The following is a 14,743-nucleotide window of genomic DNA, read 5'->3' as shown; positions in this document are numbered from 1 at the left end:
CTCAACGGTGGAGCACTCGGCTGTTAACCGATAGGTTGGAGGTTCGAATCCTCTTCGCGGAGCCATTTTTTATTTTTTGATAAATTTTAATACAAGAATTTTATGGTAAGATAAAGCTACATATTTTGTAGCTTTTTTTGTATTTAACATTGCTAATACTTTATAGGAAACCCATCTTTATTAATTTATTAAAGCAATAGTTGTTAAAATATTTATAATATTTAATCTATTAGGAAGGATTTAATTCTACTTTATAGAATATATTAATATAATGATTCAGAATATTTTAAAAACTAAATTAGGGGGTCTTGCTGATGAAAGAGTATAAAACCAAAAACTTAAGAAATGTAGGAATAATAGGACATAGTGGTTCAGGAAAGACTACACTAGCGGAGGCACTTCTATATTATACTAAAACTACTGATAGAATGGGAAAAATCGAAGAAGGAAATACAGTAAGCGACTTTGATGCAGAAGAAAAGAAGAGAGCTATATCTATTTCAGCTTCTGTGTTGCCTTTTGAATGGGAAAATGTAAAGGTTAACTTAGTTGATTTACCAGGATATTTTGATTTTGTAGGAGAATCTATCCAAGGTATGAGATCTGTTGACGTTGCCATGATAGTATTGTCAGGTAGGTCAGGAATACAAGTAGGAACAGAGAAAGCATGGAATTATGTTAATAAGATTAAACTTCCAAGAACCTTTTTTATAAATAAATTAGATAGAGAAAATAGTAATTTTGAAAAAGTTCTTGCCAGTCTGAAAGAAAAATTTGGGATATCAGTTGTTCCAATTCAATATCCAATAGGTAGCGAAGAAAATTTTAAAGGGGTTATAAATGTAATATCTAGAAGAGCTAGAATTTTTAATCCTAAGACTAAAGAAATGGAGATATCCGAAATTCCAGAAGATTTGGTAGATAAAATAGATGAATGTAAACAAATGATAATGGAAGCTGTGGCTGAAACTGATGAAGTTTTATTAGATAAATATTTTAGTGAAGGCTTATTAAGTGACGAGGAAATATATAAAGGACTTATACAAGGATGTTCTGATGGAGAAATAGCTCCAGTTATGTGTGGAAGTGCACTTTTAAATATAGGAATGAGTACTTTATTAGAGGACATGATAGAATGTTTCCCTTCACCAGAATATGCTATACCTCAAAAGGCTACAGATATAAAAGAAAATAAAGAGATATTTATAAAATTAAATGAAAAAGATCCTTTCTCAGCAATGGTATTTAAAACTGTGGCAGACCCATTTGTAGGAAAACTATCTTTGTTTAGAGTTATAACAGGAAAAGTCCAATCAGATATAACTGTTTGGAATAGTAATAAAGAAAAATCAGAAAAATTAGGTACTCTTTATTTTATGAGAGGAAAGAATCAGATTCCTGCAAAAGAAATAATAGCAGGAGATATTGGAGCAGTTTCAAAGCTTCAGTTTACTAATACAGGAGATACACTTTGTGATCCATCCCATAAAATAATATATGATAAATTTAACTTTCCAGAGCCAGTAATCTCTATGGCGGTACTACCTAAATCTAAAGGCGATGAAGATAAGATATCTTCAGGACTTACCAAATTGTTAGAGGAGGACCCAACCTTTAGAGTTGAAAGAGATGTTGAAAATGCTGAGACTATAGTTTCAGGAGTAGGGGAAACTCATCTTGAGGTTATAGCAAGCAAACTTAAAAATAAATTTGGTTCAGAAGTAACATTAAGGGAACCAAAGGTTGCTTATAGAGAAACTATAAAAGGAAAAGCTGACGTACAAGGTAAACATAAAAAACAATCAGGTGGACATGGTCAATATGGTGATGTTAAGATAAAATTTGAACCAAGTCATGAAGGGGAAGAGCTTCAATTTGTAGATAAAGTTGTTGGAGGAGTGGTTCCAAGAAACTTTATACCAGCAGTGGAAAAAGGATTAAGGGAATGTATGAGTAAGGGGGTATTAGCGGGATATCCAGTTATAGCATTAAAAGCTACTTTATATGATGGTTCATATCACCCAGTAGATTCCTCGGAAATGGCCTTTAAAATAGCTGCATCTTTAGCATATAAGAAAGGGTTAGAGCAAGCAAATCCTGTTATTCTTGAACCTATAATGTATGCAGAGATAACTGTACCAGATGAGTACATGGGAGATGTTATAGGTGATATAAATAAGAAAAGAGGTAAGGTTTTGGGGATGGAGCCAGAGGATGGATTACAGAAAATAATTGCAGAAGTGCCTCAATCTGAAATGTTTAGGTATGCTACAGATTTAAGGTCAATAACTCAAGCAAGAGGAAATTTTAGAATGAAGTTTGAAAGATATGAAGAAGTACCGGCTTCAGAAGTGGAAAGGATTATAGAAAAGGCAAAAGAAGCTAAAGCAGAATAAATAATATGTCAAAAAAGTCTACACTTAATTTAAGTGTAGACTTTTTAATTTGCACAAATTTTACATAATAAAAAATAATTAAATTTAAAACTAAATATTTAATATAGAAATATTTAGTTTAATTTATATTTTAATAGAATGTTATACATATATTAACAAAGTAATCTTTTTGACAGTTTGTTAAAAAAGTAATTGCAAATAAAGCGATAAATTAACAATATCCTAATTAGCATAAAGAAATTAATAAAAGTACATAATACAAATAACAATATGTAAGAAATAACAAAAGAATTTTGTAAATATTCAAAAGAGAATTATTTTTTCATAAATAAAATTATGGCTTGACATTTTTTCTACAATCTAATAAAATTCAATATTATAAGACAAAAGTCGAAAGGAGAGTTATTATGTCGAAAACACAAAAGATGACTGGAAAAGATTTTTTCAACAAGGTTCTTGCTGGTCTAAGTATAGGTATAGTTGTTGCATTAGTTCCAGGGGCTTTACTTGGTGAATTAGCAAAAGCTTTACTACCTGTATTCCCAGCTGCTCAAGCAATTATAGATATTACTAATTTAGCTGCTAGAATGTTACCTATGGTTATAGGTGTAACTATATCAATGCAATTTAAATTTACTCCAATACAATCTGCTTCCGTTGGTATTGCAACAGTGGTAGGTTCAGGAGTGGCTGCTACAGCTGCAAAGGGAGCATTTACTTTTGCAGGTACTGGGGATGTTATCAACGCAGGTATTACTGCAGCTATGGCTGCTGGCATAGTTTTGCTACTTGGAAATCGTCTAAAGGCATACACTATATTATTAGTTCCAACTATAGTTATCACTGTGGCAGGATTATTAGGACTAGGAACTCTTCCATATGTTAAACTTATAACTAAATATATAGGACAAGTTATCCAAAACTTTACAGTTCTTCAACCAATACTTATGGGTGCCTTAACATCAGTAGCTTTTGCACTATTAATAGTTTCACCTATATCTACAGTAGGAGTTGCTACAGCAATATCTTTAGCGGGAATAGGATCTGGTGCAGCAAACCTTGGAATAGTTGCGGCAGGCTTTGGATTAGCAGTATGCGGATGGAGATCTAATTCTGTTGGAACTTCTGTGGCTCACTTCTTAGGTTCACCAAAGATGCAGATGGCTAACTTTGTTAAAAAGCCACGTATGATAGTGCCAATAGTATGTAATGCAGCTATATTGGGTGCTTTAGCAGGAATATTTAATATACAAGGTACACCTATGAGTGCAGGATTTGGAATTTCAGGTTTAATAGGACCTGTAAATGCTCTTAACCTTATGGAGGGCGGATGGAGCTTTGGAAATATAATGTTAGTTGCTATTATATTTGTTGTAGTGCCCATAATATTAGGATTTGTATTTAATTATATATTCACTAAGGTAATTAAATTAGTGAATGATGAAGATTATAGATTAAATTTTGAATAGAAAGTTAGGGGGAATTATCAGATGAAAATTTTAGCATATTGTGTACGCCCTGATGAATTATCAAGTTTTGAAAAATACTCAAAACAAATAGGTCATGAAGTAACAGTACTTAAAGAATCTTTTGGACCACAAAATGCACATTTGGCAGAAGGATATGATGCAGTATCCATATTAGGAAACTGTAATGCCAATAAAGAGGCCATAGAGAAAATATCTAAGCTTGGAGTAAAGTACTTGGCTACTCGTTCCGCAGGGATTAATAATATAGACATAGAGGCAGCAAAGAAATTTGATGTACGTGCATGTAATGTTCCAGCATATTCACCAAATGCAGTAGCTGAATTTGCAGTAGCTTCAACACTATGTGTAGCTCGTAATCTACAACAAGCTATCCGCCGTGTAGATGTTCAAAACTTTGGTTTAGCAGGGCTTATTGGATTTGAATTACGTAATAAGACCATAGGTTTTATTGGAACTGGTAGGATTGGATTAACTACAATCAAAGCTTTTTCAGGATTTGGAGCAAAGATGATAGGTTATGACCTATACCAAAATGAAGAAGCTAAGAAATACATTGAATATAGAACTCTAGATGAACTATTTAAAGAAGCGGATATAATATCACTACACTGTCCATTAACAGATGATAACTATCATATAATAAACAGAGAAAATATAGCAAAAATGAGGGATGGAGTGGTAATAGTTAATACTGCTCGTGGTGCACTTATGGACGCAGAAGCAGTAATAGAGGGATTAAAATCCGGTAAGATAGCAGGTCTTGCTACAGATGTTTATGAAAATGAGGTTGGAATTTTCCACAATGATCATACAAATTCTCTAATAAAGGATGATAACTTAGCAAGATTAATGCAATTTCCAAATGTGTTAGTAACACCACATTTTGGTTTCTATACCGATGAGGCAGTAGCTAACATGGTAGAGTATTCACTACAAAATCTTAAAGATTTTGAAATATCTGGTCAATGTAAAAATGAAATTAAATAAAACAAAGAGATTTAATAGGATATAAATGCTCTTTGTTTCAAATTAAGGAGTGATTGCAATCACTCCTTTTTATATTAATAATTTGGGTAATACACTTCAAAGTATCCTTGTGGATGAATACAGGCAGGACATTTTTGAGGAGCTTCCGCAGCTTCTATAATAAATCCACAATTTAAACATCTCCAAAATACTTTTTCTTCTTTTTTGAATACTTGATTTTTTTCTATGTTTTCTAGTAATTTTCTATATCTTTTTTCATGTTCAACTTCAACTTTTGCAATGTTTCTAAAAGCTATTGCAATTTCTTTAAAGCCTTCTTCTTCAGCTATATTAGCAAACTCAGGATAAAGATCGGACCATTCTTCTTTTTCACCTTCTGCTGCCGCTAAAAGATTTTCTTTAGTATCACCAAGACCAACAGGATAAGAAGCACCGTTAATCTCAACCATTTCACCTTTTAAATCTTCATTTAAGAATTTAAAAAATCTTTTAGCATGTTCTTTTTCATTTTCAGCAGTTTCTTCAAAAATTTGTGATATTTGAACATACCCTTCTTTTTTTGCCTGGGAAGCATAATAAGTGTACCTAGTTCTTGCTTGAGATTCCCCAGCAAAGGCCTTTAGTAGATTTTCAGCGGTTTTAGTTCCTTTTAATGACTTCATAATAAATAACCTCCTATATAAGATATTTATTTAAATTCTGTAAAATACAGAGCTTGTCTACTATAAATATAAAGATTATGCTTACTCTAGAAAATCAGAAAAGCAAAATCTACGGTTTTGTATCACTGGACTTTAAACGGTAAATGCATAAAATCAAAATCTAGGATCTTGTGTAAATTACTTTATTATATGCTATATATATATTGAATAAATGAGAAATACAAATGAATAAAATATATTGTTATGGATAAATTAAGATTATAAACTTATTATAAGGTATAATCTTAATTTAAAATTATACTGTAGTAAATCAATAATTTCACATTATAATTATAACATAATCAAAATTGTTTGACAAATTCAAATCAAGTGCTTAAAAAACTATATTTAAGGAAGGAGTTTTTTGTATGTCTGATTATAGATTAGATATATCAGGGCATTTAGGATTAAATGATTATAGCAATATAAATGATTATATAGATATTGTAGGTCACAATGATAAATTTACTATAGCCTTAGAGGAAGGAAAGAGAAATGAGGCAGAAATAATATGTGTTATGTTAAAAAATAAAGGCTTTGATATAAGTTATAGGGATATAAATGATGAGGGAAAAGTAAATATATCAGCATGTAGGAGAAAAAATTAAGTTGCATATAATGATGAAGAAGTTTTTATCATAATAGAAGTTAAAATTTTATCATTTTATGGTATAATGTTATTAAATTTATCATTCTTGCCTAGGTTTTCAAGAATACACCTAGGCCTATTAAAATATTTATGTAACCAAAGATATTAACCAAATATTTATGTTTTACATTTACTCGTAAAAATATTTGTACAAGCATTTTAGTGTGGAGGGTTTTTTAATGAAAAAATACTTAATAGGAATCGATTTAGGTGGAACTAAAATAGCAGGAGCCATCACAGATTTAGAGGGTAATATAATAAAAGAAAATACTTTACCAACTAAAGCTGAAGAGGGCGAAAAGTCAGTACTTGGAAGAATAATAGAAGTTATTCAAGACTTAATTATAAGTTCAGGAAAAACTGTAGATGACATAAAAGCTATAGGAATTGGTTCACCAGGGCCTTTAGATTCCAAAAAAGGAATTATAATTACAACTCCTAATATACCTTTTAAGAATTTTGATATTTTAACACCTATAAAGGAAAAGTTCAATGTACCTGCATTTTTAGATAATGATGCCAATGTAGCGGCTATAGGAGAGCACATGCTAGGTGCTGGAAGAAATACCGAAAACATGATATATGTTACTGTAAGTACTGGTGTTGGCGGTGGTGCTATAATAAATGGAAGACTTTACAGGGGAAATACTTGTAATGCCTTAGAAGTAGGTCACACCACGTTACTTCCAGACGGACCTAGATGTAATTGTGGAAATTATGGTTGCCTAGAAGCTTTATCTTCAGGAACAGCTATTGCTAAAAGAGCAAAAGAGGCAGTGGAAAGTGGAAGAGATACGACTCTTTCACACTATGAAACCATAACTTCTTATGAAGTTTTTAAAGAGGCTGCAAAGGGAGACAGCGTTGCAAGACATATAATAGATACCAGTTTAGAGTATTTAGGAATAGGAATTGCAAATATTATAACAAGCTTTGACCCTGAAATGATAGTTATTGGCGGAGGGGTAACAAAAGCTGGAAGAATAATATTTGATAGAATACAAGAAGTTGTAGGCAAAAGATGCTTTGAAGCTATGGCAGCTTCTTGTAAAATAGTACCAGCAGCTTTAGGCGAAAAGGCTGGAGTTATGGGAGCTGTAGCATTAGCTATGACTGAAAGTAAGTAGTTTAAAAAATAATAATAAAAATAAAATCTCCAGAAAATGTTTTCTGGAGATTTTATATATATAAACACAACCTATTACCATATTAACTATTTTAATACTGGTATATAAAAATCCACTTGGTTAATAATAATATTAAAATGTATTAAAGTAAATTAATTTAAAGAGCTTTAAAATTTATATTAAGGAGTGGATACTAATGGCTAAAAAAGGTATGAGAAGACCAGACCCTAAGTCATCTCACGGAACAGAAAGTAACAAAAAACAGAAATTCCCTAAAAATACTGTAGAGCCTGTACCTGAAATTCAAGGTAAAGCTAAGAGTGGCCATAGAAAAATTGAAGAACCTTTAAGCATACACTAAATATAATATTATTGTAATTATAAAACTAAAAATAACTATAGTTTTTTCATTGTTAACTGCTAAGGACAAAGGAGGGGAAGTAGATGACTAAAGATAGCCAGCCAGATAATAAGATAGCTCGTATGGAAAAGTGCAATTTTCAAACTCCTATTACAAGAGAAACTGCTAAAAATAAAAATAGAACAATAAAGAAACAATCTTTAAAGGAAGATTGGAAATAGAGACAAATCTCTCTTATCTTAGATAGTATATTTAATGATTATGTAAAGCGTAAATTTTTATGAGTTATGGTTCATGAAGTTAACTAATCAAGAAGGAGAGATTTTTTATATATAACTACCTACTATTTATAATTATATAATTATAAATGGTAGGTAGCTTTAATATTAATATGATATAATACTTTATGTGAATATTTGTAATTTGTAGGAAAGGAAGTGAATTTATCTGGCTTTAAAATAATAAAATAAGGAATAAGGTCAGAGTAATTTTATGAAAGCAGAAATAATAGCAGTTGGAACAGAGTTGCTTCTTGGAGATATATTAAATACCAATGCACAATTTTTATCAAAGGAGTTAGCAGCGTTAGGTGTAGAAGTATACCATCAAACAGTGATAGGAGATAATGAAGATAGACTTTTAGATGCTTTTAAAGAAGCTTTTAAAAGATGTGACATGGTTATAACTAGTGGTGGGCTTGGACCTACACAAGATGATATTACAAAGGAAATAGCAGCAAAGTTTTTAGGAAAAGAATTAACTTTAAATGAAGAAGCTCTAAAAGACATTGAAAATTATTTTAATATTACTGGAAGAAAAATGAGTGAAAGCAATAAAAAACAAGCTTATTTTCCTAAGGAGGATATAATATTAAAAAATAATAATGGGACTGCCCCAGGAGCTATAATGAAAGGGAAAAATGGAGAAATAATTATAGTACTTCCTGGACCTCCAAGAGAAATTATACCTATGTTTAAAGAGGGCGTTGTACCATTTTTAAAGACCATAACAGACAGTACTCTTTATTCTAAAGTAATCCGGTTATTTGGCATAGGCGAGTCTAGTATGGCAGAGGAAATTAAAGATATACTAGAAAGTCGAAATAATCCTACAGTAGCTCCCTACGCAAAGGAGATGGATGTCACATTAAGAATTACGGCTAAAGCAAAGGATGAAGAAGAAGCAAGAGATATTATAAAACCCGTAGAAAATAAAATAAAAGAGAGACTTGGTGAATATATCTATGGTGAGGGAGAAGATACTTTAGAAGAGGTAGTAGCAAGAAAGCTTTTACAAAAAAGACTTACTATTGCAGTGGCAGAGTCTTGCACAGGAGGGATGATAGCTTCTAAACTAGTTAATTATCCTGGCGTTTCTGAAGTGTTTATGGAAGGTGTTGTAACTTATTCAAATAAATCTAAAGTAGAAAACTTAGGAGTTAAAGTAGAGACTTTAGAAAAGTATGGAGCTGTCAGTGAAGAAACAGCTAGAGAAATGGCTGAAGGAATTGTAAAAAAGGCTGGTGTGGATATAGGTATATCTTCCACAGGAATAGCAGGACCAGATGGAGGTACAGAGGAAAAGCCTGTAGGACTTGTTTACATAGGAATCTGTATTAGAGGAAAATCCATGGTTAAAAAGTTAAATATACCAGGTAATAGAGAAAGAGTAAGAGCTAGAACTACTATGGAAGCGCTGAATTGGGTAAGATTAGAATTAAATAAATTATAAAAAGATCTTAGGTTTAAATGCTGCTTACTTATTATAAGCTAATAGAGGATAAAAATGCTATGGCTCATAAGCATAGGATAAAAAAACAACAAGAATTTAGCTTTGAGAAATTTCTTAAAAGCTAAAATTTAAGTTAAAAATTCCCCCAGTATTATTCTGGAGGAATTTTGGGGATTTATATAAAAATGGGGGAGAGGCGATTTAATATTATTAGCCATCCATTTTAAGTATTACCAATATTTTAGTATATATTCATATATTTAATAAAATTTTTAAGAAAGTAAGGTGATGATTATGAAACCTGTGTTTAAAGCAAATATTTTTGCATTAATAGTTATTATAGGACAAGTTCTTGGGGGAACAATATTAGTTCCTATATTTAGGCATATGAATTTAAGTATGCCCACTCTACTAGTTTTAACCCAAGTTATATTTTTAATTATTCCTTCAATAATATATTTTATTATAACGAAAAAGTCTATTAAAGAAACCTTAAGATTGAATCCTATAAGCTTTAAAGAAATTTTAATATTAATAGTAATTACCCTATTGAGTCAATTTGTAGCTGGGTTTTTAGTATCTATATCAAATATGTTTTCTAATAATGTGGTGGAAGAAGCCTTTAGAACACTAGAGAGTTTGTCATTGGGTTCTATGATTTTTATAATGGCGGTGGTTCCAGCAATATGTGAAGAAATAGTTATGAGGGGAATTGTACTTTCAGGTTATGATAAAAAGAGCACATTAAAAGCAGCATTAATGAATGGACTTATATTTGGTATTCTACATTTAAATCCTAATCAGTTTTTATATGCTTTTGCTTTAGGAGTTTTGTTTGCATATATAGTAAGGATAACAAACTCAATATTTGCCACTATGCTATGTCATTTTACTTTTAATGGATTTCAAGTGGTTCTATCTAGAGTTGTGATGAATGTACCAGGAGTAGAGGAAGCGAAGAAAAGTTTAGGAACTCTTTCAAGAGCAGATATGTTTAAAGAGCTTGTTAATTTAGGCATAGTTGCTATGATTGCTACCATAATTATAATATTTCTTTTGAAGGTTTTATCAAATATGAGAAAGAAGAGAGGACAAATTGTCTCTAGCTCCCCTTACAGCTATTCAGGGGATGGCACTATTAGTATTGAATCTGATTTCAATGAAAAAGAGTTAAGGGAAGAATTTGTAATAAACATACCTTTTATAATTACTGTTTTATTTTATGGATTTTATATATATAGAGTTTATTTTTAGATTGGTTAAAAATATAGTTTTTTAAGCAAAAATAAAAGGCTTTCGAAGATTTTTCTTTGAAAGCCTTTCTTATGTTGATTTTGAATTTGTAGATTAGTATATAGTTTTAAAATAAACATTAGTTATATACTTAATTAAGCTCCCTTTGGTGAATGTTTCAAGAAAAAAGTAGCACCTATAGTAGCAGCTATGGCAATACCAATACCTACACCTATGGTTAAACTTTTTCTACTTATTATGCGTAAATCTTTCCTTTTAGTAGGAATTATAAGTACCTTTTCATCCATATACCAAAACCTCCCCTAACTTATAGTATTAAGTTATGAAAAATATTCTAATAGGTTAATAATCTTTAAAAGGTCTATTATAATTATGGGTTAGATTTTCCTAGAATATTCATCATTAACTGAAAGGAGTTATTGATATAATTCTAACATATTTTTCAGAAATATCACATAATTTCTCATTGAATTAATAATTTAGACATAAAATTACCTATATATTAGTGTTTACAGGCTTAACTTCATTAGCTTTAATCCAACCACGGCAATTTATGGAGGAATTTGTATGAAGATAAACCTCATACCAGGTAGTGTTTAAAAGCTCTGCTTTTATTATTATGCTAACATTTATGGCTTTTTCCATATACATAAGAAGAGGACTTTCTGTATAGGGAGCGATGTAAAGAGAACTTTTTTCTATTGTGATTCCTTCTTTAAAGGCTGGAATAGAATATCTTACAGTAAGCTCTTTAAATTCAACAGAACCCTTCTTATGTTTAGAAAACTTGTCTCTTAAAACGTCATTTTGCTTACTTAACACTAAAAGTTGTTTTCTTTGAGAATCTAGCTTTTGTGCTAAGTAATAATACATTCCTGCTGAGGCTAAAAGTATAATTAGTATTAAAAAAAAGATAAACAATAGATTCAACTCCTAAAATTTATAATACACCTATTATATTTATACTCATTAAAGTAATAAATTTTACTATATGTTAAGAATTTTAAATGATTTTTAGTATATAATTAAGTTATATATTAGAGATAGTACTTATCATATAATTTTGTAATGGGCAGGTGGATTTTATGGGAAAAGTAGGTGTTGTTTTTGCAGGGGGAGGTGGAAAAGGAGCTTACCAGATAGGTGTTTGGAAGGCACTTAAAGAACTAGGTATTGATAAACATGCAAAGGGAGTTTCAGGTACTTCCATAGGAGCTTTAAATGCAGCTCTTTTCTTGCAAGATAAGTATGAAGTAGCGGAAAATATATGGATAAACATATCTCAAGAAAAAATGCTTCCAGTGGATAAAAAGCTTATCTTAAGAAATTTTATATTTGTGGAGCTAGCTCAGAAAAAAGTAGAGAATATCATTCAATGGGCTGATAAACTAGAAGAGTACGGTACAGTAACAAGAGAAGGACTTTTAGAAATAATAGATAATAGTATAGATTATGATTTTATAAAGGATGAAAAGAGGCCCTTTTATGCTACGTGCTGTAAGGTAATTGATATGGAAGCTAGTTATTTCAAAGTAAACGGATATGATGAACATAAGATAAAAACAGTGCTATCAGCTACCACATCCATACCTTTAGTTTTTGACAAGGTTTTAATAGATGGAGATCATTACGTTGATGGTGGATTGAAGGATAATGTACCAGTAACTCCATTATATAAGGATGGATTTGACACTATTATAGTAATATATTTTCATAAGGCTAACCGTATAAATAAAGAAGAATTTCCAAACTGTAATATAATAGAGATTCTTCCATCAAAGGATCAAGGTGGATGGATAAGTGGAACCTTAGATTTTACTAGCTTCGGGGCTATTGAAAGAATAATAGATGGATATAAGGATACCTTAAAAATCTTTAAAGGCGTAATGGATGACTTTAAAGAAAGTGAAGATCTAGATTTATATTTAAGAGGAAAAAGGGATATATTAGATAATAACTTAGAAGAGGTTCTAAATTATGAATCATCCATTGAAGATAGTATAAAAAGAATAAAGCATATGAGAGTTTTAGATAATAGTCTTAAAAAGGTAGCAAAAGGAAAAAGGGAGAAAAATAGATCAGAACTTTTTCAGAAATTAAAAAAGGTATCTAATTTAGGTAATAGCAGAAGCTAAATTAGATTCTTAGTTAAACTCCAAAGGGATTTCTAATCAATAATATTTTGTTAGAAGGAGGAAACATTCCAGCTTAAGATTTTTATAATTGATTAAAATCAATTTGTTTTAATTTTAGCTGAATAGATATATGGAAAAAGATAAATTAAAAGAAATAATAAATAATAGCAAAAATATTGTGTTCTTCGGTGGAGCAGGAGTTTCTACAGAAAGCAACATACCGGATTTCAGATCTGAGGGAGGACTTTATAATAATAAAGAGAAACGAGCTTATTCTCCAGAAGAGATGCTTAGTCATAGTTTCTTTTTAAGTCATGAAGAAGAGTTCTTTAAATTTGTTAGGGAAAAGATGATATATCCTAATGCTAAACCTAATAAAGCTCACATAGCTTTAGCAAAGTTAGAAGAGATAGGTAAATTGAAGGCAATAATAACTCAAAATATTGATAATTTACACCAAGAGGCAGGAAGTAAAAATGTACTAGAGCTTCATGGCTCTTTATATAAAAATTATTGCACTAAATGTGGGAAAAAGTATTCTTTAAAATATGTATTAGAAAGCGAGAGTACAGTACCCCATTGTAGAGAGTGTAGTGGAACCGTGAGACCCGATGTGGTACTCTATGAAGAAGGATTAGATATGGATGTTATTCAAAAGGCTATAATGTATATATCTAAAGCGGATACATTAATTATAGGAGGAACTTCTCTTGTGGTTTATCCAGCAGCAGGTCTTGTAAAATATTTCAATGGGTCAAATCTAATACTAATCAATAAAACACCAACAAGTTATGATAAAAAAGCAGATTTAGTTATAAGAGATAGTATAGCAGAAGCATTATACTATGCTACATTTTAAAAATAGAAAATAAGAAATAGATAAGAAGCTTCTTATATATTAATAAAGAATTAATAGTTAAGTAAGCTTCTTATTAAATATTATGTGTAATAATTAAAGTTTTTAAAGAAAGGATGTATATCTTATGGACAAGAATCTTTTATGGTATAGAGAAAAACAAGTTGAGAGAACTATAAATAATTTAATAAAGCGAAATATGGAAGGATATTTTGTAAATGATAAAAGAGAATTAATAGAGCTTATTCAAAGACTTATTCCAGAAAAATCTGTAGTAGGGGTGGGAGATTCTATGACACTTTTTCATACTGGTGTTATTGATTTTCTTAGAAGAGAAAACTATGATTTTTTAGATAAGTATAAAGAAGGCATTACAAGTGAAGAAAAGAAAGAGATTTATATACAAAACTTTTCTGCGGATACTTTTCTTTGTAGTACAAACGCATTAACAGAAAGTGGAGAGCTTTATAACATTGATGGCAATGGAAGTAGAGTTGCCCCTATGATTTATGGACCTAAACAAGTTATTTTAGTAACTGGAATAAATAAAATAGTTAAAGATATAGAAGAGGCAGAAAAAAGAGTTAGAGGTTATGCGGCTCCAATAGATGCAAAGAGATTGAATAAAGATACACCTTGCACTACTTTAGGATATTGTGTAGATTGCAAAAGTCCCAATAGAATCTGCAATGACTTTGTAATTATAAGAGGGCAATTTATAAAGGGGAGAATAAAGGTAATTATAGTAGGGGAAGAATTAGGATATTAATTATGTAAAGAGATGTTTCATAATACTAATTATACTTTAGATAAAGGATACATTTTGCTTCATATAGTGAAAGTAAATTGTATACCTTATTCTAATGCTCCTATGGAGATAGTATCTCTCACAAGTGAATTCTACATGAGTATAAGGAATAATTGATATATAATTAGAAGTTTTCAAAAGAAACACTACCTAGCGTATCAACTTAAGGATTATGAGAAAATACATAGAAAAAGAGAGAATAATAAATATAATCTTTAAAAATAAGGAATAATATTAAATATATTAGG

15 protein-coding genes are annotated in these 14,743 nt (G+C 30.4%); 12 read left to right on the top strand and 3 right to left on the bottom strand.

Going from position 1 to position 14,743, the window contains the following annotated elements:
* Positions 1 to 314: 314 nt before the first annotated feature.
* The 3 genes from fusA (at position 315) to KQI89_RS17205 (ending at position 4,873) form a co-directional block, all read left to right on the top strand.
* On the top strand, positions 315 to 2,396 hold the full coding sequence (fusA, locus tag KQI89_RS17215; RefSeq protein WP_216458129.1) for an elongation factor G: 2,082 nt from the start codon (positions 315 to 317) through the stop codon (positions 2,394 to 2,396).
* Positions 2,397 to 2,803: 407 nt separating this feature from the next.
* Entirely contained in the window at positions 2,804 to 3,865 is a 1,062-nt protein-coding gene (locus KQI89_RS17210; protein WP_216458128.1) for a PTS sugar transporter subunit IIC, read from the top strand.
* Positions 3,866 to 3,886: 21 nt separating this feature from the next.
* Positions 3,887 to 4,873, top strand: coding sequence for a D-isomer specific 2-hydroxyacid dehydrogenase family protein (locus KQI89_RS17205; RefSeq protein WP_216458127.1), 987 nt, complete (start codon positions 3,887 to 3,889; stop codon positions 4,871 to 4,873).
* Between the two features lie 74 nt (positions 4,874 to 4,947).
* Here the strand turns inward: KQI89_RS17205 and rbr are convergent, their stop codons facing one another.
* The gene (rbr, locus tag KQI89_RS17200) at positions 4,948 to 5,535 is read right to left on the bottom strand and encodes a rubrerythrin (protein WP_032122930.1); all 588 of its coding nucleotides are present in this window, start codon (positions 5,533 to 5,535) and stop codon (positions 4,948 to 4,950) included.
* Between the two features lie 407 nt (positions 5,536 to 5,942).
* Here rbr and KQI89_RS17195 point away from each other — a divergent pair, with 407 nt between their 5' ends.
* The 6 genes from KQI89_RS17195 to KQI89_RS17170 all read left to right on the top strand — a co-directional run bounded on the left by KQI89_RS17195 (position 5,943) and on the right by KQI89_RS17170 (position 10,696).
* Complete coding sequence (locus KQI89_RS17195) at positions 5,943 to 6,182, top strand: hypothetical protein (protein ID WP_032122929.1); 240 nt, start codon at positions 5,943 to 5,945, stop codon at positions 6,180 to 6,182.
* Positions 6,183 to 6,402: 220 nt separating this feature from the next.
* Entirely contained in the window at positions 6,403 to 7,350 is a 948-nt protein-coding gene (locus KQI89_RS17190) for an ROK family protein (RefSeq protein WP_032122928.1), read from the top strand.
* Positions 7,351 to 7,546: 196 nt separating this feature from the next.
* Positions 7,547 to 7,711: a hypothetical protein gene (locus KQI89_RS17185; protein WP_187117418.1), complete on the top strand. Its 165-nt coding sequence runs from the start codon at positions 7,547 to 7,549 to the stop codon at positions 7,709 to 7,711.
* A gap of 83 nt (positions 7,712 to 7,794) precedes the next feature.
* Positions 7,795 to 7,932 carry a hypothetical protein gene (locus KQI89_RS17180; RefSeq protein ID WP_187117417.1) on the top strand — a complete coding sequence of 46 codons (138 nt, stop codon included), beginning with the start codon at positions 7,795 to 7,797 and terminating at the stop codon, positions 7,930 to 7,932.
* A gap of 271 nt (positions 7,933 to 8,203) precedes the next feature.
* Positions 8,204 to 9,442 carry a competence/damage-inducible protein A gene (locus KQI89_RS17175; protein WP_216458126.1) on the top strand — a complete coding sequence of 413 codons (1,239 nt, stop codon included), beginning with the start codon at positions 8,204 to 8,206 and terminating at the stop codon, positions 9,440 to 9,442.
* 294 nt (positions 9,443 to 9,736) lie between these two features.
* On the top strand, positions 9,737 to 10,696 hold the full coding sequence (locus tag KQI89_RS17170; protein ID WP_216458125.1) for a CPBP family intramembrane glutamic endopeptidase: 960 nt from the start codon (positions 9,737 to 9,739) through the stop codon (positions 10,694 to 10,696).
* Between the two features lie 134 nt (positions 10,697 to 10,830).
* Here KQI89_RS17170 and KQI89_RS17165 read toward each other — a convergent pair whose 3' ends face one another.
* Together KQI89_RS17165 and KQI89_RS17160 are read right to left on the bottom strand one after the other, a co-directional pair.
* Positions 10,831 to 10,983, bottom strand: coding sequence for a hypothetical protein (locus tag KQI89_RS17165; protein ID WP_216458124.1), 153 nt, complete (start codon positions 10,981 to 10,983; stop codon positions 10,831 to 10,833).
* A 208-nt stretch (positions 10,984 to 11,191) separates the two neighbouring features.
* The gene (locus tag KQI89_RS17160; RefSeq protein ID WP_216458123.1) at positions 11,192 to 11,617 is read right to left on the bottom strand and encodes a hypothetical protein; all 426 of its coding nucleotides are present in this window, start codon (positions 11,615 to 11,617) and stop codon (positions 11,192 to 11,194) included.
* 164 nt (positions 11,618 to 11,781) lie between these two features.
* On the opposite strand from KQI89_RS17160, the gene KQI89_RS17155 reads away from it, so the two are divergent.
* The 3 genes from KQI89_RS17155 (at position 11,782) to KQI89_RS17145 (ending at position 14,456) form a co-directional block, all read left to right on the top strand.
* The gene (locus KQI89_RS17155) at positions 11,782 to 12,831 is read left to right on the top strand and encodes a patatin-like phospholipase family protein (protein ID WP_216458122.1); all 1,050 of its coding nucleotides are present in this window, start codon (positions 11,782 to 11,784) and stop codon (positions 12,829 to 12,831) included.
* A gap of 130 nt (positions 12,832 to 12,961) precedes the next feature.
* A complete protein-coding gene (locus KQI89_RS17150) occupies positions 12,962 to 13,690 on the top strand; it encodes an NAD-dependent protein deacylase (protein ID WP_216458121.1) in 729 nt (242 codons plus the stop codon).
* Between the two features lie 124 nt (positions 13,691 to 13,814).
* The gene (locus KQI89_RS17145; RefSeq protein ID WP_216458120.1) at positions 13,815 to 14,456 is read left to right on the top strand and encodes a lactate utilization protein; all 642 of its coding nucleotides are present in this window, start codon (positions 13,815 to 13,817) and stop codon (positions 14,454 to 14,456) included.
* Positions 14,457 to 14,743: the final 287 nt, after the last annotated feature.

This window comes from Clostridium simiarum (assembly GCF_018919175.1).
GTDB classification, from domain to species: domain Bacteria; phylum Bacillota; class Clostridia; order Clostridiales; family Clostridiaceae; genus Clostridium_L; species Clostridium_L simiarum.
Note: the sequence above shows the minus strand (reverse complement) of the source record. Positions and strands in the feature narration are given on the sequence as shown.

Bases quoted from the DNA above. Each gene is read 5' to 3' on its own strand.
- fusA (WP_216458129.1), top strand. From the start codon at position 315: ATGAAAGAGTATAAAACCAAAAACTTAAGAAATGTAGGAATAATAGGA.
- KQI89_RS17210 (WP_216458128.1), top strand. From the start codon at position 2,804: ATGTCGAAAACACAAAAGATGACTGGAAAAGATTTTTTCAACAAGGTT.
- KQI89_RS17205 (WP_216458127.1), top strand. From the start codon at position 3,887: ATGAAAATTTTAGCATATTGTGTACGCCCTGATGAATTATCAAGTTTT.
- rbr (WP_032122930.1), bottom strand. From the start codon at position 5,535: ATGAAGTCATTAAAAGGAACTAAAACCGCTGAAAATCTACTAAAGGCC.
- KQI89_RS17195 (WP_032122929.1), top strand. From the start codon at position 5,943: ATGTCTGATTATAGATTAGATATATCAGGGCATTTAGGATTAAATGAT.
- KQI89_RS17190 (WP_032122928.1), top strand. From the start codon at position 6,403: ATGAAAAAATACTTAATAGGAATCGATTTAGGTGGAACTAAAATAGCA.
- KQI89_RS17185 (WP_187117418.1), top strand. From the start codon at position 7,547: ATGGCTAAAAAAGGTATGAGAAGACCAGACCCTAAGTCATCTCACGGA.
- KQI89_RS17180 (WP_187117417.1), top strand. From the start codon at position 7,795: ATGACTAAAGATAGCCAGCCAGATAATAAGATAGCTCGTATGGAAAAG.
- KQI89_RS17175 (WP_216458126.1), top strand. From the start codon at position 8,204: ATGAAAGCAGAAATAATAGCAGTTGGAACAGAGTTGCTTCTTGGAGAT.
- KQI89_RS17170 (WP_216458125.1), top strand. From the start codon at position 9,737: ATGAAACCTGTGTTTAAAGCAAATATTTTTGCATTAATAGTTATTATA.
- KQI89_RS17165 (WP_216458124.1), bottom strand. From the start codon at position 10,983: ATGGATGAAAAGGTACTTATAATTCCTACTAAAAGGAAAGATTTACGC.
- KQI89_RS17155 (WP_216458122.1), top strand. From the start codon at position 11,782: ATGGGAAAAGTAGGTGTTGTTTTTGCAGGGGGAGGTGGAAAAGGAGCT.
- KQI89_RS17150 (WP_216458121.1), top strand. From the start codon at position 12,962: ATGGAAAAAGATAAATTAAAAGAAATAATAAATAATAGCAAAAATATT.
- KQI89_RS17145 (WP_216458120.1), top strand. From the start codon at position 13,815: ATGGACAAGAATCTTTTATGGTATAGAGAAAAACAAGTTGAGAGAACT.